Raw genomic sequence first — 23,408 nt, forward strand, 5'->3', positions numbered from 1 at the left:
CAACAAGCGGAGACATTCCTGTGAACGATATGAATATTTCCGGTCGCGCCGCCATTGTGGGTCTGGGTGCAACAGAATTTTCCAAGAACTCGGGCCGTACCGAGCTGCGTCTGGCCATGGAGGCCACGCTGGCCGCGCTGAGCGATGCCGGCATCGACCCCAAGGAGGTGGACGGCTTTTCCTCCTACTCCGTGGACAAGGTCCCGGAGTATGAGATCGCCCGCCTGCTCGGGGCTCGCAATGTGAGCTTTTTCTCGCAGGTGCCGCATGGTGGTGGTGCGGCCTGCGGCCCCGTGCTGCATGCGGCCATGGCCGTGGCCACGGGCATTGCCAAGACGGTCGTGGTCTACCGCGCCATGAATGAGCGCAGCTGGTACCGCTTTGGCACCGGCAGCTATGGCTTTGGCAGCACGCCATTCTTTGACAACGTGAACTATGGCTGGTACATGCCTCACGGCTTTCATACGCCGGCATCCTGGGTGGGCATGTTTGCCCGCCGCTATATGCATGCCTTCGGTGCAACCAGCGAGGACTTCGGCCGCGTGGCCGTGGCCGTGCGCGACTTCGCAGCCACCAATCCCAACGCATTCTTCTACGGCAAGCCCATCACACTGGAGGAGCACCAGGCCAGCCGCTGGATCTGCGAGCCGCTGCACCTGCTGGACTGCTGCCAGGAGTCCGACGGGGCTGTGGCCATGGTCATCACATCGAGCGACCGTGCCCGTGAAATGAAGGCCAAGCCGGTCTACATCAAGGCGGCGGCTCAGGGTATCTCCGAGGGCCAGCAGTCCATGACTTCCTTCTACCGCGAAGACATCACCGGCCTGCCCGAGATGGGCCATGTGGCCAGGCAGCTGTGGCAGCAAAGCCGCCTGACGCCCAAGGATGTGCAAAGCGCGGTGCTGTACGACCATTTTTCGCCCTTTGTGTTGCCTCAGCTCGAGGAGTTCGGTTTCGTCAAGCGCGGCGAGGCCAAGGATTTCATCCGTTCCGGCGAGCATGCACGCGGCGGCTCCATGCCCATCAACACCCATGGCGGCCAGTTGGGCGAAGCCTATATCCATGGCATGAACGGCATTGCCGAAGCCGTGCGCCAGATCCGTGGCAGCTCCGTCAACCAGGTCAAGGACGTGCACAACATGGTGGTGACTGCCGGTACCGGCGTTCCCACCAGCGGCCTGATCCTGGGCGACGAGGCCTGATTGCAAGGGAGACATTCATGTTCATTGACCTGACTCCCGAGCAGCATGCGCTGCGCCTGAAGTGCCGTGACTACTTTCAGGCGTTGATGACGCCCGAGCTCAAGGCCCGCATGCGCGGTGCCGAGGGCGGCGACGAGTACCGCGAACTGATCCGCAAGATGGGGCGCGACGGCTGGCTGGCCATAGGCTGGCCCAGGGAATTCGGCGGCCAGGGCCTGTCGGCCACCGAGCAGCTGATTTTTTTTGAGGAAGCCAATATTGCCGGAGCTCCCCTGCCTTTCGTCACCATCAGCACCGTCGGTCCCGCGCTGATGGAGCATGGCACCGAGGCACAAAAGCAGGAGTTTCTGCCCGGCATGGCCAGCGGCGACATCATTTTTGCCATTGGCTACTCCGAACCCGGAGCCGGCTCCGACCTCGCCATGCTCAAGACGCAGGCTCAGTTGCAGGGCGATCTTCAGAGCGGGCATTTCGTGGTTAACGGCCAGAAGCTGTGGACTTCGGGCATCGAATCTGCCGACTATGTGTGGCTGGCCGCACGTACCAACCAGGAACTGGCTCGCCACAAGGGTATTTCCATCATGGTGGTGGATACCAGGGACAAGGGCTTTTCGCATACGCTGATCCAGACCGTGGGCAACTACACGGCAGCCACGTATTTCGACAACGTTGAAGTGCCGGCAGCACGTTTGATTGGCGAGCTCAATGGGGGCTGGAAGCTGATCACTGCACAGCTCAACCACGAGCGCCTGGGTCTGGGGGCCTGGTCGGACAAGGTGTTTGCCCCCTTCGTCAAGGTGCTGCAATGGGCCAAGGCCAGGGATGAGCAGGGCCGTCGCGCTGTCGATCAGGCCTGGGTCAGGCGCAGTCTGGCGCAGTGCTATGCCCGCCTTGAAGCCATGCGACTGACCAACTTCCGCATCGCGGCCAGTCTGGAAGCCGGTGCCATGGACGTGAGCCTGGCATCTGCCACCAAGGTCTATGGCTCGGAAGGTGTGGTCGAGGTGTTGCATCGATTGATGGACATCGTGGGCAGCAGCGCTCTGGTGCGTGGTGGCTCGGCGGCTTCCTATCTGATGGGCGAGCTGGAGTATGAGCTGCGTGCCTGCACCATCAACACCTTCGGTGGCGGCACGAACGAGATTCAGCGCGAGCTGATTGCCCAGTTCGGCCTCGGCATGCCGCGCCCTCAGCGCTGATCGAAGACATCTCACACATAACAAATACCAAGGAGACATGTGATGAGCGACACGACTGTAGTGTCGCGCGAGCAGACCCAGCTCAAGCTGGATCGTCGCGCGCCCATTGCGGCCAAGTACCTGGCCGATACGCCCTACACCATGGCTGATCGTCTGGAGGACTGTGCGCGAGATTTCGGCGAGCGTATCTTTCTGACCGAAGGCGATGTGCGCTACACCTATGCGCAATTCAACCAGCGCGCCAATCAAGTGGCACGTGCGTTGCACGAGCAGGGTGTGAGAAAGGGCGATGTGGTGGCCATGGCCATCGAGAATCGCCCAGCCTTCTTCTTTGCCTGGTTTGGCGTGGCCAAGCTGGGTGCCGTGGTGGCCTTCATCAACACCCATGTGATGGGCAAGCCTCTGACGCACGCACTGGAGGTGACCAAGGCCAGCCATGTGATCGTGGGCGAGGAATGTGCAGAGCGCTTTGCGCAGACCGAAGGACTGAACACCGCGCTGAGCTACTGGCACTGGCCGGATGAGGTGCGCCCCGCCGCGGCGGGAGTTCTGCAGCAGTTCGGCTCTGATTTGCAGGCACTTGCCATGAGCCGGGACGGCACGGCCGTACCGCTGGAGTGGCGCGAGGGCGTGGTGGCCGGCGATACGGCGCAGTACATATTCACCTCAGGGACCACCGGCCTGCCGAAGGCCGCGGTCATCAGCCATGCACGCTGGCTGATGGCGGGGGACTCCATGCAGCTGCTCTGGGAAATCACCCGGGATGACTGCTTCTACTGCTTTTTGCCGCTCTACCACGGCGCGGCTTCCATGTCGCTGACGGCAACCGCCATGGCTGCGGGAGCTCGCATCGTGGTGCGCCGCAAGTTCAGCCGCAGCGAGTTCTGGCGCGACATCCGCGTACACGGCATTACCTTTTGCCAGTATGTGGGGGAGATCTGCCGCTTCCTGCTCAGCGCGCCCGCGACGGACAGCGACCGGGAGCACAGCTTGCGCAAGATGGCGGGAACCGGTCTCACGCCCGAGATCTGGCAGCAATGGACAGCGCGCTTTGGTGCCGTGTTCCAGATCTATGAAGGCTGGGGAGGCACGGAGTCCAACACCAATACCATCAACCTGGACAATCGCATCGGCTCCTGCGGCCGCGTCCCCTTCTGGGAAAAAACCAATTTGCGCCTGGTTCGCTACGACCAGGAAAAAGGCGATTACATCCGGGATGAAAACGGCTTTTTGCAATTGGCCGGTGTGAACGAGCCCGGCGAGGCCATCGGCATGGTCATCCAGTATCCCGGTGTGGTTGCTGGGCGCTTTGAAGGCTATACCAGCGAGGAGGCCTCCGAAAAGAAGCTGCTGCGCAATGTCTTCCAGCAGGGCGATGTGTGGTGGACATCGGGCGATCTGCTGCGCTGCGACGAAGACGGCTACTGCTGGTTTGTGGATCGTATCGGCGATACCTTCCGCTGGAAAAGCGAGAACGTCTCGACCATGGAGGTCAGTGATGCACTCGGGGACTTCCATGGGCTGGATGCAATTACCGTCTATGGTGTGCAGGTTCCCGGTCATGGCGGCCGTGCGGGAATGGCCGCGTTGGTGATGCATGAGAGGGCCCAGTTCGATCCCAAGGCATTCTGGAAGATGGCCATCGATCGTCTGCCACGCTATGCGGCACCACTGTTCGTGCGTCTGATGGATACGCCGGACATGACCGGCAACTACAAGCTGCGCAAGGTGGATCTGCAAAAGCAGGGCTATGACAGCGCTCAGACCGGCGACCCGCTGTTTGTACGCAATGACAAGCTGCAGACCTATGTGCCGCTGACCGCTGCAGCGCTTGAAGAGGCACTGCGTGGATAGCGCTGTCGCGCAGGAGCGCGTACGGGCCAAGCCCGCAGATGTGCTGCGTTATCCCTTTGCGCCGCCGGCATCCGATGGCAGCCATGTGGAGATCGTCCCCGGTCTGCTGTGGCTGCGCATGCCCATGCCCATGGCTCTGGACCACATCAATGTCTATCTGCTCAGGGACGGCGATGGCTGGGCGGTGGTGGATACAGGGCTGGGAATTCCCGGCACCTTCGAGCTGTGGGAAAGAATCTTCACGGAGAAGCTGGCTGGCCAGCCGCTGACCCGTGTGGTCTGCACCCACTGTCACTATGACCATGCGGGGGCGGCATGGTGGTTGCAGGAGCGCTTTGGCGTGCCGCTGCTCATGAGCTATGGCGAGTTCATGATGCTGCGCTCGCTGATGGGGCCGCCGCCCGATCCTCTGCCAGAGGCGCATCGCGAGTTCTATGCGCGTGCGGGGGTGAGCAGCGAAGAGCTTGACGACATGCTGGCTGCCATGCGCAAGGATCCGTTCATGCCCAGGCAGCCCAGCCACTACCAGCGCATCCGCCCGGGTGAGGTGCTGCAGATCGGGGAGCGCCGGTGGCGCATTGTGCTGGGCGAGGGACACTCGCCCGAGCATGCCTGTCTGTATTGCGAGGAAGACGGCATTCTGCTGGCCGGTGATCAGGTGCTGCCGCGCATCACCTCGAATGTGATGGTCAGCCCCATCGAGCCCGAGGGCAATCCGCTCAAACTCTGGATCGATTCGCTGCATCGTTTGCGTGAGCTGCCAGCCGAGACTTTGGTGCTTCCATCGCACCAGGGCGTTTTCTACGGCCTGCACGAGCGCCTGGAGCAGGTGCTCGAGCACCATGCCGAGCAGTTTGCACTGCTGACCGGACATCTGGGTCAGGTGGGGCGGGCAACGGCTGCCGAGCTGGTGCCCGTGCTCTTTCCCAGGCTGCGCAGCCCCGTGGATCGCCTGATGGCCCTAGGGGAAACGATAGCCCATTTGAACCTGCTTCACCAGGATGGAACGCTGCTGCGAACCTCGGGTGAAGGCAAGATTGCATATTTCTCGTTGGCCTGAGGTGAGGAAGCCATGACGGAACTGGAAACATTCAAACAAGAAGTGGCGCAGTGGCTGGAGGAGAACTGCCCTGCGAGCATGCGCCGGCCCATTGTTTCAGAGGAGATGGTCTGGGGCAGCTCCAGGCTGCAGTTTCTGAATGAGGATCAGAAGCTGTGGTTCGAGCGCATGCGCGACCGTGGCTGGTTTGCGCCGTCATGGCCGCGTGAATACGGCGGTGGCGGCCTCTCTCCCAGGGAAGCCCGTATCCTGGACACGGAGATGGCTCGTCTTGGCTGCCGTCAGCCCCAGTACAACCTGGGCGTGTGGATGCTGGGTCCGGTCCTGGTGGAGGTGGGGACGCATGAGCAAAAGCTCGAGCATCTGGTTCCCATGATGCGCGGCGAGCAGCGCTGGTGCCAGGGCTTTTCCGAGCCCAATGCCGGCTCGGATCTGGCCAGCCTCAAGACCTCGGCCAGGCGGGTGACGGACGAGCAGGGCGAGGCCTATATCGTCAATGGGGGCAAGATCTGGACCTCGGACGGAGACAAGGGCGACTGGATGTATGCGCTGGTGCGCACCAGCAGCGAAGGCAAGAAGCAGGATGGCATCAGCTTTTTGCTGATCGACATGAAGAGTCCCGGCGTCACGGTCAAGCCCATAGAGCTGATCAGCGGCAAGTCCAGTTTCTGTCAGGTCTTCTTCGACGACGTGCGGGTGCCTGTGCGGCAGCTTGTGGGCAAGGAGGGCGAAGGTTGGTCGTTGGCCAAAAAGCTGCTTCAGCATGAGCGTGCTGCCATGTCCAAGTTCACGGAAGGTGGTGCGCCGTCGCACGATGCACTCAAGACCGCTTTGCCCTACATGGTGGACGAGCAGGGACAGATCCGCGATGCTGCGCTGCGCGAGAAGCTGGCAGGACTGCTGATGGATGCACAGTCTTTCGCCCTGACCCATCGTCGGGTGACCGAGAAGGCTCTGGCGCGTCAGGACGTTGCAGGCCCCTCCAGCATCATGAAGCTGGTGCAGACCGAGCAGGAAGTTGCCAAGTACGAACTGCTGGAGCAGGCGCTGGGCCTGCGCGGTCTGGGCTGGGATGCAGGCGACGACTTCACAGCAGCTGAGATCGATGTAGGTCGTGCATGGCTGCGCTCCAAGAGCTACACGATTGCCGGCGGAAGTTCGGAAGTGCAACTGAACATCATTGCCAAGCGAGTGCTGGAATTGCCCTGACCCTCTGAGCCGCCGTGCGGCAACAGCCTTGTTGCGGGGCGACGGGGCTGTCTGGGCCCTTGCTCGCTGTCCCTGAGCTGGGCGGTATTGGTCGCGCAGGCTGAGGATAACGAATTGAAATGGAGACAAGAATATGACCATGCTTTTGTCGCAAGAGCAGGAATTGCTCAAGGACAGTGCTGTTGCCTTTCTCGCGCAGGAAGCGCCCGTGGCCCAGCAGCGCCATCTGCGGGATGACAAGGTGGAGCAGGGCTTTGATACGCAGCTGTGGCAGCAGATGGTGGGGATGGGCTGGCCCGTGGCGGTGCTGCCCGAGTCGCATGACGGGCTGGCTGCGGGCTACCTGGGCATGGGCGCCGTGTTTGAAGCCATCGGGCGAAACCTGTCGGCACAGCCGTTGCTGAGCCAGGCCGTGATCGCACCTGAACTGTTGATTCGCGCCGGCTCCGCGGCTCAGCAGGCGCAGTGGCTGCCCCTGCTGGCCAGCGGGCAGGCCAGGCTGGCACTGGCTCTGGATGAAAAGTCCGGCCAGCACCTTTCAGCCAGATTGAGCACGGTAGCCGAGCAGACCGGCAAGGGCTGGTGCCTGAGCGGTGAAAAGGCCTTTGTGATGGATGGCGTGGGCGCCAATGGCTTTGTGGTGCTGGCGGTATCCGGCGAAGGTGCTCCCGGCCTGTGGCTGGTGCCTGCTGATGCGCAAGGCGTCAGCATCAAACCCATGAGCATGATTGACAGTCGCAACATGGCCCGCGTGCAGTTCGACAAGGTGGAACTGAGCGCCGATATGGCGTTGGTGGTCCGGCCTGCTGCTCAGGTGCTTGACGAAGTGCTGGACCGAGCCCGGGCCTGCCTGGCGGCAGAGTCTCTGGGCCTGCTGCGTGAGGTGTTTGATCGTACGGTGACCTATCTGAAGGAGCGCGTTCAGTTTGACGTGCAGATTGGCTCATTCCAGGCATTGCAGCACCGTGCGGCACGTCTGTATGTGGAACTTGAGCTGCTGGAGAGCTGTGTGCTGGCAGCTTTCGAAGCCATTGATTCCGGTCTGGAGGCCAAGGTGCCCGAGCTGGTCAGTGTGGCCAAGGCCAAGGCCTCTGACTTGTGCGAGAAGCTGTGCAACGAGGCGATCCAGTTGCATGGCGGCATCGGGGTGACGGATGAACTGGATATTGGCCTGTTCTTCAAGCGGGCACGCGTTTTGCAGCGCCTGCTGGGCGACGGTGGCTATCACCGCAACCGCTTTGCACAATTGAAAGGTTTCTGAGATGAGCGATGCCTTGGTTTCCATGGGTGAAAAGATCAGGAGCATTCGTGCGCAGCTGACTTCGCCGGGCGCACCTTTTGAAGTGCATCAGGTCACGCTGTCCGATGGACGCAGCGTGGCAGCCTATCGCAATGCCTTTCAGAATCTCGCGCAGGTAATCGATGCCGGCCGGGCTCATGGTGCGGCCGAGTTCATGGTCTATGGCGATGACCGATGGACCTTTGACAGGTTTTTTGCAGCAGCCGATGCGCTGGCCAGTCGCTTGCAAAAGCAGCGCGGTCTCAAGTCCGGCGACCGGGTGGCCATAGCCATGCGCAACCGTCCCGAATGGGCTGTGGCTTTTGCTGCCATAGCCTTGCTCGGCGCAGTGCCGGTGCCTTTGAACAGCTTTGGCCTGAGCAGCGAGCTGATGGCCAATCTGGAGGACACCCGGCCGGTGATGCTGATCTGTGATGCGGACCGCCATGCTCGCATCAGGGAGGCTATTGCGCAGACGGCCATCAAGACGGTGGTGGTGGATGGCGAGGGGGGCGATATCAGCTGGTCGGAGTTGATCGCAGGCGGTCATGATGGCTTCGTGCCCCCGCAGCTGAGTGCCGATGAGCCTGCGCTGATTCTGTTCACTTCGGGCGCCACCAGCCGGGCCAAAGGCGTGGAATCCACCCACCGCGCCGTGTGCCAGGGCATCTTCAATATTGACTTCATCGGTGCAGTGGCAGCCATGACTTCGCCGGATGCGATTGCCGCCATCATGGCGCGCCAGCTCCAGCCAACGACCTTGTCGGCAGTTCCTCTGTTCCATGTCAGCGGACTGCATGCGCAGCTGCTGGTCAGCCTGCGCCATGGCCGCCGTCTGATCTTTATTCATCGCTGGGAGCCTGAGAAGGCAGTCGAGCTGATTCGCAAGGAAAAGGTCACGCAGTTCAATGGTGCGCCCAGCATGGTGCAGCAACTCATTGGTCTGCCCGGCTTCGAGCTGCCTGAGAGTTCTGGCAACCTCTCCGGTGTAGGATTTGGCGGAGCGGGCCTGCACCCGCGCCTGATCGATGAGGTGTTGGCCAAGTTCAGGGGGCGCATGTCCGGCATTGGATTTGGTCTGACCGAATCCAATGGCGTCTGCGCAGGCAGCTCGGGGCGAATGTTCGAGGCGCATCCGCGCAGCTCGGGGGTGCTGTCGCCCATCATCGAGGTACGAATTGCAGACCTGGATGGCACAGCCCTGCCTATCGGCGAGCCCGGTGAGATCTGGCTGCGTGGCGTGACTCTGATGGAGCGCTATTGCGGTGATGCCGAGGCCACAGCCAAAGCCATGCAGGGCGGCTGGTTCCACACCGGAGACATAGGCGTTCTGGACGATGAAGGCTTTTTGACCATCGTCGACCGCATCAAGGACGTGATCAACCGCAGCGGTGAAAAGATTGCTGCGGCGGAGGTCGAGGCCTGTCTGCTGCAGCATGAGGCACTGGAGGAGGCTGCTGTGTTCTCCATGCCGCATGAGGTCACGGGCGAGCAGGTCGTTGCCGTGGTGGTCGGAAAGTCCGGGAGTCAGGTGACTCCCGAGCTGCTTCGCGAGTTCGTGGCACAGCGCCTGGCGGGCTACAAGGTTCCCGGCCGGATCGTTGTGCGCGCGGAGCCTTTGCCTCGCAATCCTGCCGGCAAGATGCTCAAGGCATCGATTCGCAAGGAGTGCGCTCACCTGCTGACCTGATTCACGGAATCGGGTGGTCCTAGGACTTTCCCGATCACGCTCCGAAAACCTGCTGCTGCTTCGCGCACCAGCAGGTTTTTTTCATTCGTGGAAGCGCTTCATGTGACCCATGTGGACTAGGTCGCTAGGGTCTGTCAGTAGTCAACTCAGACGATGGTTGAAGAGACCTGCTGACGCAGTATGCAACTGCCTGCAAACGGCAAAACCAATGGGGTGATGCGAGGCAATGTACCTCGTTTGTAGCACCCGCCAAAAAAAAGTTCTAGAACCTAGGAGACAGAGATGAAGTTTGTGACAGCCAAGACTCAACTCGCAGCGGCAGTGGGTTTGATGGTGGCGACATCGGTATGGGCGAAGGTGCCGGCGAACGAGGCAGAACAGCTGGGCAAGGAATTGACATGCGTGGGTGCCATCAAGGCCGGCAACAAGGAAGGCACGATTCCTGAGTTCACAGGCAAATGGGTCGGCGCCCCTGCGGGCGTGGCTCATGTGCAATCCAGCGGCAAGCACCCCGTGGATCTCTATGCCGATGAAAAACCACTGTTCGTGATCACTGCAGAGAACATGGAAAAGTATGGCGACAAGCTCAGTGCCGGTCAGAAAGCCATGTTTCAGAAGTATTCCAAGACCATGCAGATTCCGGTCTACAAGGGGCATCGCGATTTCCGCTACACCGATGAGGTGTGCACAGTGTTGAAGAAGAATGCCCTGGAGTCGGAGGTCGTCGACAACGGCATGGGAGTCAAGGGTAGCTTTGGTGCGATCAACTTCCCCATCCCCAAGAACGGGCAGGAAGTGATCTGGAACAACCTGCTGCCCACGCGTGCCTACAACGAGCACATTGTTCGCGATATGGCGAATGTGATGTCCGATGGATCCATTGCCTGGGGGCGTCAGGAGAACATCAATCTGAGCTTGGACAACCAGCCCTCCAACCTTGGCAAGCCTGTGGAAGGTGTGATGGCCTACACCCGCACCAGAACGCTGGCTCCCGAGCGTGAAAAGGGCGGCGTGACCCACTCGGTGGAGCCCGTCAATTTCGGCAAGAACAAGCGCCTGGCCTGGAGCTACGACCCCGGTACACGCCGTGTGCGCCAGGTGCCCGAATATGGCTTCGACCAGCCCATGGCCGGCACCGGCGGCAAGATGACCATCGACTCGGATCGTCTCTTCAACGGCTCGCCGGAGCGCTACAGCTGGAAGCTGCTGGGCAAGAAGGAGATGTATATCCCCGCCAACAACTACAAGATCCATCAGCCCACGGTGAAGTACGCAGACCTGCTCAAGCCCGGTCATGCCAACCCCGACTTCATGCGCTACGAGCTGCGCAGAGTCTGGGCCGTGGAAGGCACGCTGAAGGACGGTTTCCGACATGTCTATGGCAAGCGTGTGCTGTTCGTGGACGAGGACACCGGCCAGGCCGTGGCAGCGGACATGTACGACGCGCGTGGCCAGCTGTGGCAGCACGCCTTCATCAACTACTACTACTCCTTTGACATCAAGGCCTGGCATGCAGGCACGTCCTTCTATCACGACCTGAATTCCGGCGGCTACATGGGCTACAACCTTTTTCAGGAGCGTCCCCAAGGTCCCGTCCTGAACAAGGGTGATCTCGTGCCCGCCATGTTCACGCCAGAAGCCGCCCGCAACGCGGGCAACTAAGTTTTATCAACGAGCGACTCATTATGAAAAACAATATGAAGAAACTCACTCCCATCGCAGTGGCGGCGCTGCTGTCCCTGGGCATGGGAGCGGTTCAAGCGGGGGAGACTATCGAGCTGGGAGATGGCCTTAAGTTCGACTGGCGTCTGAACGTGAGCTATGGCCTGGGTGTTCGCCTGGATAACTCATCTCCGGTGCTGAACACGGACGGCAACAACAATTTCAAGAAAGGTGCACTGACGGCGAACCGCCTGGGCGCAGTCTGGGAGAGCAAGCTGTCAAAAGGCGACAGCGGCTTTGTGCTGAATGCCAGCACCTTCTATGACGACGTCTATCACCAGCGCAACGACAACAAGGGCCCGATCAGCACGGCTGGTCCCGTGGACGAGTTCAACTCTGCTGCCAAGCGCTATGGTGGCGGCTACTCACGCCTTCTGGATACCTACGCCTACACCAGCTTCAACATGGGCGAGACCCGTGCCACGGTGCGCCTGGGCAAGCAGGTGGTGAACTGGGGCGAGTCCATGTACTTTGCCAATATCGCTGCGGCCCAGGGACCCAGCGATGCAGCAAAGGCAGCTTCGCCTGGCGCTGAGGTCAAGGAAATTCTGCTGCCTGAAGACCAGATCTCGGCTTCGCTGGAAGTCAGTCCCAAGCTCTCGCTGCTGGGCCACTATCAGTTCGGCTTCCATGAAACATTGCTGCCGGCTCCCGGCATGTACACCAGCACCAGCAATGCCCTGGGCCCTGGTGCCTCCTGCCTGGGCGTCTACAACGGTGCGACCTGCCGCGGCCTGCGACGCGGTACCGACATCCGGCCCAGCAGCTCGGGTCAGTGGGGTATCGGTGGTCGCTACCGCGTCACCGACGAGACGGAAGTCGGTCTGTACTACCTGAACTACAACGACCGCACTCCATCGCTGGTCGTGAACATGAATGGTGCGATACCGACCGGCTATCAGGTTCGCTATTTCGACGATATCAAGATGCTGGGAACGACGGTCAGCACGACCTTCGGAAAGTTCTCTGCATTTGGTGAAGCCAGCTATCGCAAGGGTACGCCAGTGCTCAACGGCAATGGTGTGGCGGTGCGTGGCGATGTGGTGCAGGGCAACGTGGGCGGTATCTTCAATATCGGTCGTACCGGTATCGCGGACGACATGTCCCTGGCTGCCGAAATTTCCGGCTCTCGCGTGATCAGTGTGGCCGATGGAAGCTCTACCGATAACCTGAGCTTCAAGACCCGCAACTCTCTGGTGGCCGGTGCGACCCTGACGCTGGGCTACCCCGGCATCTTCGAAGGCTGGGATCTGAGCATCCCCATCAGCTACCAGTCGCAACTGCGCGGCCGTTCTCTGGTCGGCACCTTCGGCGGCGGCCAGAGCGACAGCCGGTTGAGCATTGGCGCGACTTTTGTTCGCAAGAGCAATTTCTCGATCAACGTGGCCTACATCAACTACCTGGGCAATCCTTCTGCCGATTCCCTGCGTGCACGTCCGCTGGCCGACCGCGACCAACTGTCTGTGACCGCCAAGTACTCGTTCTGAACCACACCAACGAGCCAACACCACAAAGCCCGGCTCTCCGGGCTTTTGTGTTTGAAAGGGGCGCAAGCGAATGCAAATACTGACCGGAAAATGGGCGGCCCCTTTGGGTGCAGCAGCCTTGAGCCTGATGAGCAGTGCGGCATCAGGACAGCATCTGTTCGATGCTTTGCCTCCTTTGCCCAAGGTGGCTCCCTTGATGGCCCCGACGGAGCTGCACGGTGATACACAGGGCGATATCCGTTTCAAGTCCAGCAGCCCGTATGACCTCGATGTGCTGCTCGGTCAGCCTGCCAAGGCAGAGGCAACCATGGGTATGGGAAAGCTGTTCCTGCCAAAGGGGGCCAGCGAGAAGAAGCAGGTGCCGGCCATGGTTGTCCTGCCCGGTGGCGCGGGGGCCATTCCCGGGCGCGAGAGCGAAACGGCCCAGATGCTGGCCGACAACGGCATAGCTGCGCTGTTGGTCGATAACTTCAAGCCGCGTGGCATCAGCGAAGACATGCCTTATGCGCTCAAGATCATGGGTACCTCCGAGTTCGATGCCGTGGCCGATGCCTATGCCGCACTCAAGGCCTTGAACAAGCACCCTGCCATCGATGGCTGGCGTATCGGGGTGATGGGATTTTCCAAAGGCGGAATTGCGGCACGCATGAGCCTGGATGCACGCATTCGCGACAAGCTGGCGCCTTTCATCCAGCCCTTTGCCTTGCACGTGGACTTTTACGGGCCTTGCTATGCGCTGCTGCAGTCACGCAAGACCACGGGTTCGCCCCTGCTCAGCTTCAGAGCGGGGGAGGATGCATCGAATGATCTGGTGGCCTGTGCGCAGCAGGAAAAAATCCTGCGTGAGGCGGGCTCCGAGGTCAGTACCGTGGTTTATGCCAGAGCAGGCCATGATTGGGAAAGCGACAAGCCACGAGAGATGACGAATCGCCCCTACCTGTCCGGCTGCACGATAGAGTTCAATGACAAGGACTTTCCCGTCCTCAATGGCCAGTTGCTGATTCCCGCCGGGGCCCAATCCGACCGCCAGACCCGCTACAGAATTCGGGTGCAGAGCGGCAAGGCTCTGGGGGACTGCGTCAAGGTGGGCTATATCGCCGGGCGCGATGAAACAGCACGCAGTCTGGCCGGAAAGCAGTTGCTGCAGTTTCTCAAGGTAAAGTTCGAGCAGTAGACAGGACTAGGCTGAAAAGCAGAAGGCCGGCAAATGCCGGCCTTTTTCAAGTGTCAGATTTTCCCGAAGTTCTTTTCATGAAACGTAGGCTTCTAGCAATGGAGTCGTGCGGAAACAGAAAAGCCGCGCAGCATGGCCGCGCGGCTTGACTGATGGAGTGTGGCAGCTCAGGTACCGGGCTGCAGCACGGAGCGCTCACCGATCTCAAGCAGCATGGTCATGCTGCGTTTCTGGATGCGCCAGCCTTCGGGCAGCCTTACCCATTCGTCTTCATAGAAGCCGATGGCGTCGTAGCGCAGATGACTGCGCTGGCCCAGTCCCTGATGCGCGGCTCGCACCTGAATCCTGCTGAGCGGGCGCAGCGGGTCGCCGGCATCGACTTCCAGATTGCCCAGCAGATGCTGGGTGGGGCCGCAGCCGTCAAGGTGGGTGCTGATCATGCGGCGGACCTTGGCGATCCCTTCGCAGATGTAGCTGCCACCGTAGACCGTGGTGCAGTCAGGTGTGAACACCTGCTGCAGCAAGTCCCAGTTGCGTGTGTCGCAGGCCGTTGCGTAGCGGGTCAGGGTCTGGGCCAGAGCATGTTCAAGAAGAACCTGCTCCAGCGTGCTTGTTGCGGTCTGCATCACACTTTGCCGCTCACGGATGACTGGGGTTCGGGTTTGAGCATGCCGCCTGCGTGGCTGATGCCGCCGACGCTGCCTGCAGCATGGGCATGTCTGGGCTGCCGGTGCAGGCGCTTGACGCGTGCCCTGGCTTCCGCTGCGCCCACATTCAGCCAGTAGGCCATGGCAGGCAGCAGGAAGATCGCGCCCAGCATGTTCACCAGGAACATGAAGGCCAGCAAGATGCCCATGTCGGCCTGGAACTTCAGTGCCGAGAACGCCCAGGTGCCCACGCCTATGGACATGGTCAGTGCTGTGAAGATGGCGGCGTTGCCGCGCTGGCGCATGGCTTCATAGAAGGCCTCGCGCAGCGTGATGTCCCGCTCGCGCAGCTCATGCTGCATGCTCTCGAACAGATAGATGCCGTAGTCCACGCCCACACCCACGCCCAGCGCCACCACGGGCAGCGTAGGGACCTTCAGGCCAATGCCCAGCATGGCCATCAAGGCATTGCAGAGTATGGAGACGATGGCCAGGGGCACGACAATGCACAGCACGGCGCGCCAGCTGCGGAAGGTCAGCCAGCACAGCAGCGTGATGGCGCCGAAGATGGAGCCCAGCATCTGCACTTCGGCATGTTCCACGGCCTCGTTGGTTGCGACCGCCACGCCGGCGTTGCCGCCAGCCAGCAGGAACTTGACGTTGGGCGTCTTGTCTGCGGCGATGAAATCACGCACTTCATTGACGACATGGGTCAGCGTGGCGCCTTCGTGGTCCTTGAGGAAGACCTGCAGATTGATGACCTTGCAGCCCTCTGTGTTCAGGCCCAGATCGGGAGATAGTGCCTTGGCGCCCGAACGCAACGCGGCTTCGGTGCGCTGCAGAGCTGCCCAGCGGGGGTTGCCCTCGTTGTTGCTGGAGGCCGCGATCTTGGCCAGACCGGAGACGGTGGAGACAGATTGCACGCCGTCAACCCGGCGCATGCGCGACTCAAAGCGCTCCACGGCGTTCATCACCTGCCAGTTAAGGCAGCCTTCGTCGAGGTTGGAGGTTTCGACGAAGACGGACAGCACGTCCATGCCTATGGAATAGCTGCCGATGATGGTGTCGTTGTCGCGGTTGTAGCGTGACTCGGCGCGCAGCTCGGGAGCTCCGGTGCCCACATCACCTGTCAGCAGATTGCGCGATTCGTAGGTGCCGGCGGCCAGCAGCAGCAGCGATACCACCAGAGTCAGCATGGCGGGCTTGCCTTCGGCCAGTGCCGACAGCTTCCACCAGATGGGATTACGGCCATTGGCTGAGGAGGAGGGGGCTTGCATGGCCTTTTTTTCCAGGCGCAGATTGGCCAGCACCGCGGGCAGGAACACCTTGTTGGTGATGATCATCAGCAGCACGCCCATGCAGGCGGTCAGGCCCAGCTCGTGCACGATGGGGATGTCGATCAGCATGATGACCATGAAGCCCAGGGCATTGGTCAGCAGCGCCAGGGCTCCGGGAATGGCCAGCTTGCGAATCGCGTTCTCGGCGGCCAGCCTGGAGCTTAGGCCGGCGCGCACATCATGCTTCCAGGCACCCGTCATCTGCACCGCATGGGATACGCCGATGGAGAAGATCAGAAAGGGAACCAGGATCGACATGGGGTCGATGCCGTAGCCGATCAGCGGCAAAATGCCCAGCAGCCATATCACGGGCAGCAGTGCCACTGCCAGGCCCACCACCGTGAGGTTGGTGGACTTGGTATACATGCGCAGCATGATGGCGGTGATGACGAACGCAATGGCGAAGAAGGTCATCACGGTGGTCAGGCCGTCCATCACATCGCCCAGTACCTTGGAAAAACCAATGATGTGGATGGAGATGTCCTTGCTTTCGAACTTGCTGCGGATCTCTTCCAGGCGCTGCGCAACCTTGTGATAGTCAAGTTTTTCGCCGGTCTTTGGGTCGACCTCGAGCAGGTCGGCGCGCACCATGGCGGACTTCAGGTCGTTGCTGACCAGAGAGCCGATCTGGCCGGACTTGGCCACGTTGGAGCGTACCTGGGCCAGGCCTTGTTCGTTGGCCTCGAAGCGTGAAGGAATCAGTACCTCGCCCACGTAGCCGTCTTCGGTGATCTCGATGTATTTCACGTTCGGTGTGAACAGCGAATACACCTGACCGCGGTTGACGCCCGGGGTGAAGAAGACCTCGTCCGTCACGCCGCGCAGTGCTTCGAGGAATTCCTTGTTGTAGATATCGCCTTGCCGGCCCTTCCATTCAACACTCACCAGAATCCGGTTGGCTCCGGAGAAGGTGGCTGCATGCTTGAGAAATGCCGTCATGTACTCATGACGCATGGGGATCAACTTGTTGAAGCCCGGATCCAGGTGCGTGCGCATGGCCGAGACAGCCAGCAGTGCCGTGGCAATCAGCGTCAGCACGACGATGGACTTGCTCCACGAGATCAGCCAGCGTGCCGTGGATGCAATAAACCGGTCCAGCCGGCTGGTGGGTTCGCTCAGAGTCATTGAGTCGCTCCTTGGGCAGCCTGAGCGTTTGCCTTGGCTTGTTGTGGTGGGGGAAAGGCTTGCAGGCCTGCGTCGCTGGACATCCAGCCGCTGTCGGGGCCGGTCAGCACAATGTCGGTCAGGGTGGCGCGGCCCTTGGCGCGTTGCAGGCTGAAGCTCTTGCCGCCATCCCTGCTCAGGCCGAGCATGCTGCCCTGTCCTACCAGGATGATGGTTCCGTCCTTTTCCTGGGCATGGCCGAAGAAGGAGACCGGAGCCTGAATCGTCGACTTGACCCATTGCGCGCCCGGTGCGGCCTGCACAAAGGCGTTGCCGCGCATGCCATAGATCAGCCAGCCGCCGTCGCGTGTAGCCATGGCGTTGTAGAAAGATCCGTTGTAGAACCCGGGCTCGATCTGCCAGCTGGCTCCGGAGTCCTCGGACTTGATGACCAGGCCGCGCTCGCCCACGATCAGCCAGTGCTTGCCATCTTCGGAGCTGGCAATGCGGTTCATGTGCTTGTCCTCCACCTCTGAGGGCAGGGGCAACTGCTCCCAGGTCTGACCGCTATCCTTGGAGGTAATGGCGCGGCCGAAGGCGCCGACACTGATCCAGTCGCCCGAAGGAAGGCGCGCGATCGACATCAGAGGCTCTCCGTTTTCCTTGGAGAACGCGACTTCCTCCCAGGTGCTGCCGCCGTCCTTGGTACGCAGAATCCAGCCTTCGTGACCAACGGCAAAGCCGGCTTTCTTGTCGGGAGCAAAAGCCATGTTGACGATGAGCGCCTGACGCTGTTCCTTGAGCTGCGCCTGCTGCCAGTGAGCTCCCTTGTCGTCCGAGTACAGGATTTCACCGAGTGCGCCGGCTGTCAGCAGACGATCGCCCACCTGTGTGATGGTGTTGAAGTGACTGCGCTCGATGCCAATGGTGGTGGGGGCCAGGGGGGGCGGTGTGCGGGGCGCAAAGGCGAGCGCTGAGGCAAAGGCCACCAATGCTGCTGCGCCTATACCGACGGCTGTTTTCACGTTGTCTCCTTATTGATTCGTACACGCTGTGCATGTATTGCAAACACGGGTGCAGGTTCTTGATTTGGAGCTTCAGCAACATCGTCCGAATGGACGTTTGCCCGGAGAATTAGGGGTATGTACGGGGCCGGCTTTTTAGTCTCTACAGACGATGGATTCGGTCTGCTTCATTTACACAATGAATGCACACTTTCTTGGTAAGGGAGACATATGGGTTTGCAAGGAAAAGCGGCGCTGGTTGGCGTCGCGCAGTACAAGCCGCAGAAGTACGCAACGGCGCCGCGCATGTTCCATCTGGAACAGGTGGCCGACCTGACGCTGCAGGCTCTGGAGGACGCCGGCATGGAGCTGTCCGAAGTGGACGGTCTGATCACCAGCGCCCCGCACTTTCATGAAGCCAGCTGCTTTGTGCCGGCCATGGCAGGCGAGTACCTGGGCGTGCGCCTGAACTTTGCCGAAGTGGTCGACCTCGGAGGGGCCAGCTCCGTGGCCATGGTCTGGCGTGCGGCGGCCGCGATCGAGCTGGGGCTGTGCAACACCGTGGTCTGCGTTCTGCCGTCGCGCATGGCACCGATCTCCGAACATGACGACCACATCAAGGAGGTCATGAAGGCCAGCCGCTTCGGTGGCCACAGCACCCGCTTTGGAGCTCCCGAGGCCGAGATGGACCTGCCCTACGGTCACATGGCACAGAACACCGGCTACGCCATGATCGCCCAGCGCTACGGCGCGGTCCATGGCTACGACGCGGCCGCTCTGGCGCGCATCAGCGTGGACCAGCGCTTCAATGCCTGTCACAACCCCGATGCCATGTTCTACGGTCAGCCCATCACCGTGGATGACGTGCTGAACTCGCGCATGGTGGCCGACCCTTTGCATGTGCTGGAAATCGTGCTGCCGGCTGCAGGCGGCGGCGCCATGATCGTCACCCGCGCCGACCGCGCCAGAACCACCAGACATCGCCCTGTCAGCATCGTCGGCTGCGGCGAGCATGTGAGCAGCAAGTCGCCCACCTATATGGCCGACATGCTCCAGACCCCCATCGGTCCGGCCTCTGCCAAGGCTTTCGAAATGGCGGGCATGCGCCCTTCCGACATGCATATGGCGCAGATTTATGACTGCTACACGATTACCGTGATGCTGACACTGGAGGACGCGGGCTTTTGCGAGAAGGGCAAGGGCATGGACTTTCTGCGCAACAACGATTTCACCTTCAAGGGCAACTTCCCCATGAACACCCATGGCGGCCAGCTGAGCTTCGGCCAGTCCGGCACGGCGGGCGGCATGTCCCAGGTGATCGAAGCGGTGCACCAGATTCAGGGGCGTGCCGGCGACAGGCAGCTGGGTCGCAATGATCTGGCCTATGTGTCCGGCACCGGTGGCGTGATGAGCGAGCAGGGCGCCTTGATCCTGCGGGGAGCATAAGAACATGGCTTGGAACAAACCTCTGCCCCATCCCACGGAAATTTCTGCGCCGTACTGGGAAGGTCTCAAGGCCCACGAAGTGCGCATCCAGCAATGCGATCGCGGACATTCGCTGTTTTTCCCGCGTACCCATTGCCCCACTTGCGGATCGCGCTCCCTGAAGTGGAGCAAGGTGTCGGGCGAGGGTACGCTCTACAGCTTCACCATCGCGCGCATTCCCACCATGCCCGAGTTCACGGACGAGATGCCCCAGGCCCTGGCCGTGGTCGAACTCCGTGAAGGCGTGCGCATCAACACCACCATGGTCGGCGTGGCTCCCGAGGCGCTGAAGGTGGGCATGGAGGTGCGTCCCGTGTTTGACGAACGCCCCGGCGAGGTCACCCTGCTGCGCTTTACCGCCCATGGGGGCAGCCATCCGAGCGTCATCAAGGCAGACGCCGAGGCCGAGGTTGCCGTGGTGGAGCAGGCTGGCGCGGCCAAGCGCAAGATCTCCGTCAAGGACATCGAGGCCATGAAGTCGCTGGTGTCCGAGGAGTACAGCCCCTGGTCCAACGAGTTCACCGTGAGCCAGGAAGTCATCAACGAGTTCGCCAGGCTCTCGGGCGATGACTACTGGATTCACACCGATCCCGTGCAGGCACGTGAGAAAAGCCCGTTCGGTACCACCATCGCCCATGGCGCCCTGGTTCAGGTGCTGGCCAGCCAGCTCAGGATTCCGCTGGACTACGAGGTGGTGGACTTCAACAACATGGTCAACTATGGCTCGGACCGCCTGCGCTTCCCGACCCCCGTGCCCTCCGGCTGCAAGATCCGTGCGCGGGCCCGCATCAAGGCCGTGGAGCAGGTCAAGAGCGGCGTGCAGGCGACGATGGAGCTCAACATCCACGTGGTCGGTCAGGACCGTCCGGCCGTCATCAACGACCTGGTGATTCTCTACATGTGATCGCCACAGCCCGCCCTTTGAGGGCGGGTGTTTCAGTTTCTTCAAGGGTTGGGGCTTTGCGCAGGCAAAGCCCTTTTTTTGCGGCCATCCACAGATGGGTTGCTTGCTCTGTGGCAGTAAAAAATGTCAGAAAACTGGCTTTTTACCTATACGTGATAAGCGCTGACAGCTATCAAATTGTGAAGCTTGTACGTACCAGCAGCCCAAGCCATGCGATGGCGCCACCGAGGGCGTCGATCTGGGGTTGCCACCTAAGTAAATACCTGCTCATCAAAATGGACGATGTTGCGTTTTCCGTGCTGGCCATACTGCAAACCAGAAAGGCCATAGAGCCTGCACAGGAGACACGCATGAAAACCTCTTTTCGCTGGATGAATGCACTTCGCACAGTGTCGCTGGCTGCTGCGGCACTGGCGTTGTACCTGCCTGCCATGAATCTGCCGCAGGGTGCCGCGGTGGCGGCGCAGGCTGATTCGGCGCTCAAGCTGCCCGCCGGCATCGTGCTGGCCAGTGCCCAGGCCTCCTGGAGCGCGGTCTTTGCATCGGGCTATTGAGTCTCGCCAGACCTTTGAATCCTGCGGATTCTTGTTCGCTACTCGACTTTGATCTCTGGGTGATTTCTGTACTGTAAAGTACAGGTAAATGAGACTGATTCTCGACTATGATGCGCACGCTTTTGCACAGCACACAGGTTGTAGCCAATTGATGCCGTAGTCACAGCTTCGGAAGATACCCGCCAAGCCGAATTAAAACTCCGTATAACGAGGCATTCATGGCATTGAGGTATTCGCCGCTGGCAGCGGCATTGGGGCTGGCCTTTTCCGGCGCAGCATGGGCGCAGCAAGCTTCAGAGGTGGTGCTGGACGAAGTACAGGTTCGCAGCGATCGCCAGCCTGATTCGAGCTACAACCCACCCACGGCAACGAGCGCAACCAAGATCGAGGCCCCGCTGCGTGATATTCCTCAGACCGTGAATGTGGTGCCGCAGAGCCTGCTGCGCGACCAGGCCGCGCAATCCATGCAGGATGCTCTCAAGGCTGTGCCTGGAGTGGGCTTTTCTCATGGTGACGGTCAGCGCGATCAGGTCACCATTCGCGGCTTCTCGGCCATTGCCGACCAGTTCGTGGACGGCCTGCGCGATGACGCGCTGTATTTCCGCGATCTATCCAATATCGAGCAGATAGAAGTGCTCAAGGGCCCGGCATCGGTGTTGTACGGACGTGGCTCGTCGGGCGGCCTGATCAACCGCATCACCAAGAAGCCCGGCGTCAATCTCAGCGAAGTGGGATTGACTCTGGGACGCTGGAACCAGCGCCGCGGCGAGTTCGACCTGGCGCGTGCGCCGCAGGACAGTCCGGTCTCCTATCGCCTGACCGGCGCCATCGAGCGCGCCGACAGCTACCGCGACCAGCAGTTTCTCGATCGCAAGGCGCTTGCGGCATCGGTGCTGATCAAGCCCAGCTCGGACACCAGCGTGCTGCTGCAGGCCGACTATCTGAAGGACAGTCGCCTGACGGACTTCGGTATCCCCGCGTACCAGGGCCGGCCTGTCAATGTGTCGCCCGGCACCTATTACGGCGCGGCCAATGCCAGGGGTGTGGATGTCAGCCGTGCCGAAGTGGCATCGCTGGGGGCGACGCTGAATCACCGTATCAGCGAGAGCCTGTCCTTGCGCAATGCCTTGCGTTACTACGATTATTCGCTGGATAGAAACAACACGCTCGTGGGCTCGGTCAATGAAAAAGCCATGACGGCGTCGCTGACCCGGGGCAATGTCCAGCGTGATGAGAGCGGCTTTTTCAACCAGACCGAGCTGACCCAGAAGCTTGAGCTTGCAGGGATGAAGCACCAATTGCTGTATGGCGTTGAATTCGGCAGACAGAGCAAGGACCTGCTGTCATACAGCCGAGCCAATGTGGCAACGGTCTCGCTGTTCAATCCGGTGCTGCCGACTTTGCCGCTGCGCATCGACGGCAAACCTGCGGCGGACAATCACAGCGTCTTCAAGGTGGCCAGCGCCTACCTGCAGGATCTGGTCACCATCAGTCCTCAGTGGAAAGCGCTGACTGGTGTGCGCTACGACCGCTTCCAGCAGGAAACGCATGAGCGTCAGCCTGGCAAGCCGGATCTGAGCCGTACGGACACGGCCTGGAGTCCGCGCGTCGGGCTGGTCTATCAGCCCTCGTCGGCATGGTCCTACTATGCATCGTGGAGCAAGTCCTTCCAACCCTCGGGCGAAACCTTTGCGCTGGCAGCAAACAATGCGCAACTGGCACCGGAGAAAACGACCAGCGAGGAAGTCGGCGTCAAATGGGATCTGCCGGACGGCAAGGCTTCGGTCACGGCCTCGCTGTTCAAGCTCGAGCGCACCAATATCAAGAGCGTCGATCCCACAAGCAACACCGTGGTGCCTCTGGGCGTGCAGCGCACCAACGGACTGGAGCTGACTTTTGCCGGAGAGATTGCTCCGAGCTGGCAGGTCTGGGCCGGCTATGCATTCCTCGATGGCGAGATGACCACATCGCCTGCCGTCGATGCCGGCCAGCCGGTCCAGGGAAAACGCCCCACGCTGACCCCCAGGCAAAGCGCCAACCTCTGGGTGACCAAGGCGCTGGGCCACGGCTTCGGCCTGGGTGGGGGGCTGAACTATGTCGGAGCCAGGTTCGCCAATCCCGGCAATACCGTGACCTTGCCAGGCTACACCACGGTGGATGCCATGGCCTACTACCGCATGGGCCCCTGGGATGTGCAGCTCAAGCTCAACAATCTGCTGAATCGTCGCTACATCGTGGCCGGTCATGGCAGCTCGCCCAACCTCAACCTGCCGGGCGCACCGCGCTCGGCCCAGGTGGTGGCGCGCTATCGCTTCTAGAAAAGGTGTGCCATAAGGCCCGGGCCGGCTGGCCTGGGTCAGAGCCGCAGCCAGGGGCGATGGGCTGGATGGATAGAGGCCTGGCACTCAGGACGCTGTCGCAAAAAAAGGTTCAACGGCCGCCCCAAGCAGCCGCTGAACCCGATCAAAGTGGCAAAGAGAATGTGAAGTCAGACGTA

Annotated in this window: 17 protein-coding genes; 14 read left to right on the forward strand and 3 right to left on the reverse strand. The window is 61.0% G+C overall.

Going from position 1 to position 23,408, the window contains the following annotated elements; all coding sequences use genetic code 11:
- The first annotated feature begins 29 nt into the window (after positions 1–29).
- The 10 genes from F0P97_RS07385 (at position 30) to F0P97_RS07430 (ending at position 13,876) form a co-directional block, all read left to right on the forward strand.
- The gene (locus tag F0P97_RS07385; protein ID WP_198424720.1) at positions 30–1,202 is read left to right on the forward strand and encodes a lipid-transfer protein; all 1,173 of its coding nucleotides are present in this window, start codon (positions 30–32) and stop codon (positions 1,200–1,202) included.
- Between the two features lie 17 nt (positions 1,203–1,219).
- Positions 1,220–2,401, forward strand: coding sequence for an acyl-CoA dehydrogenase family protein (locus tag F0P97_RS07390; RefSeq protein WP_182286251.1), 1,182 nt, complete (start codon positions 1,220–1,222; stop codon positions 2,399–2,401).
- 42 nt (positions 2,402–2,443) lie between these two features.
- Positions 2,444–4,255, forward strand: coding sequence for a long-chain-acyl-CoA synthetase (locus tag F0P97_RS07395; RefSeq protein ID WP_182286252.1), 1,812 nt, complete (start codon positions 2,444–2,446; stop codon positions 4,253–4,255).
- Complete coding sequence (locus F0P97_RS07400; RefSeq protein WP_182286253.1) at positions 4,248–5,315, forward strand: MBL fold metallo-hydrolase; 1,068 nt, start codon at positions 4,248–4,250, stop codon at positions 5,313–5,315. The genes F0P97_RS07395 and F0P97_RS07400 overlap by 8 nt, the downstream gene beginning before the upstream one ends.
- 12 nt (positions 5,316–5,327) lie before the next feature.
- Complete coding sequence (locus tag F0P97_RS07405) at positions 5,328–6,524, forward strand: acyl-CoA dehydrogenase family protein (protein ID WP_182286254.1); 1,197 nt, start codon at positions 5,328–5,330, stop codon at positions 6,522–6,524.
- Positions 6,525–6,657: 133 nt separating this feature from the next.
- Entirely contained in the window at positions 6,658–7,785 is a 1,128-nt protein-coding gene (locus tag F0P97_RS07410; RefSeq protein WP_182286255.1) for an acyl-CoA dehydrogenase family protein, read from the forward strand.
- 1 nt (position 7,786) lies between these two features.
- Positions 7,787–9,493 carry a class I adenylate-forming enzyme family protein gene (locus tag F0P97_RS07415; RefSeq protein WP_182286256.1) on the forward strand — a complete coding sequence of 569 codons (1,707 nt, stop codon included), beginning with the start codon at positions 7,787–7,789 and terminating at the stop codon, positions 9,491–9,493.
- A gap of 282 nt (positions 9,494–9,775) precedes the next feature.
- Entirely contained in the window at positions 9,776–11,155 is a 1,380-nt protein-coding gene (locus tag F0P97_RS07420; RefSeq protein WP_182286257.1) for a DUF1329 domain-containing protein, read from the forward strand.
- Between the two features lie 35 nt (positions 11,156–11,190).
- Positions 11,191–12,702 (forward strand): DUF1302 domain-containing protein, encoded by a 1,512-nt coding sequence (locus tag F0P97_RS07425; RefSeq protein ID WP_232538146.1) that lies wholly within the window; start codon positions 11,191–11,193, stop codon positions 12,700–12,702.
- Positions 12,703–12,772: 70 nt separating this feature from the next.
- The gene (locus F0P97_RS07430) at positions 12,773–13,876 is read left to right on the forward strand and encodes a dienelactone hydrolase family protein (protein ID WP_182286259.1); all 1,104 of its coding nucleotides are present in this window, start codon (positions 12,773–12,775) and stop codon (positions 13,874–13,876) included.
- Positions 13,877–14,043: 167 nt separating this feature from the next.
- Here the strand turns inward: F0P97_RS07430 and F0P97_RS07435 are convergent, their stop codons facing one another.
- Genes F0P97_RS07435 through F0P97_RS07445 form a run of 3 tightly spaced genes read right to left on the reverse strand, consistent with a single transcriptional unit; the run spans position 14,044 to position 17,989 of the window.
- A complete protein-coding gene (locus F0P97_RS07435; protein ID WP_182286260.1) occupies positions 14,044–14,502 on the reverse strand; it encodes a nuclear transport factor 2 family protein in 459 nt (152 codons plus the stop codon).
- The gene (locus F0P97_RS07440) at positions 14,502–16,985 is read right to left on the reverse strand and encodes an efflux RND transporter permease subunit (RefSeq protein WP_182286261.1); all 2,484 of its coding nucleotides are present in this window, start codon (positions 16,983–16,985) and stop codon (positions 14,502–14,504) included. The genes F0P97_RS07435 and F0P97_RS07440 overlap by 1 nt, the downstream gene beginning before the upstream one ends.
- Positions 16,982–17,989, reverse strand: a complete 1,008-nt coding sequence (locus F0P97_RS07445) for a WD40/YVTN/BNR-like repeat-containing protein (RefSeq protein ID WP_182286262.1) — start codon at positions 17,987–17,989, stop codon at positions 16,982–16,984. The genes F0P97_RS07440 and F0P97_RS07445 overlap by 4 nt, the downstream gene beginning before the upstream one ends.
- Before the next feature lie 210 nt (positions 17,990–18,199).
- Here F0P97_RS07445 and F0P97_RS07450 point away from each other — a divergent pair, with 210 nt between their 5' ends.
- The 4 genes from F0P97_RS07450 (at position 18,200) to F0P97_RS07465 (ending at position 23,229) form a co-directional block, all read left to right on the forward strand.
- A complete protein-coding gene (locus F0P97_RS07450; RefSeq protein ID WP_182286263.1) occupies positions 18,200–19,414 on the forward strand; it encodes a thiolase family protein in 1,215 nt (404 codons plus the stop codon).
- 4 nt (positions 19,415–19,418) lie between these two features.
- The gene (locus tag F0P97_RS07455; protein WP_182286264.1) at positions 19,419–20,357 is read left to right on the forward strand and encodes an OB-fold domain-containing protein; all 939 of its coding nucleotides are present in this window, start codon (positions 19,419–19,421) and stop codon (positions 20,355–20,357) included.
- Positions 20,358–20,707: 350 nt separating this feature from the next.
- Positions 20,708–20,911: a hypothetical protein gene (locus F0P97_RS07460; protein WP_182286265.1), complete on the forward strand. Its 204-nt coding sequence runs from the start codon at positions 20,708–20,710 to the stop codon at positions 20,909–20,911.
- Positions 20,912–21,129: 218 nt separating this feature from the next.
- Positions 21,130–23,229 carry a TonB-dependent receptor gene (locus F0P97_RS07465; RefSeq protein WP_182286266.1) on the forward strand — a complete coding sequence of 700 codons (2,100 nt, stop codon included), beginning with the start codon at positions 21,130–21,132 and terminating at the stop codon, positions 23,227–23,229.
- Positions 23,230–23,408: the final 179 nt, after the last annotated feature.

Origin of the sequence: Comamonas testosteroni (assembly GCF_014076415.1) — a bacterium.
Classification (GTDB): Bacteria; Pseudomonadota; Gammaproteobacteria; order Burkholderiales; family Burkholderiaceae_C; genus Comamonas; species Comamonas testosteroni_F.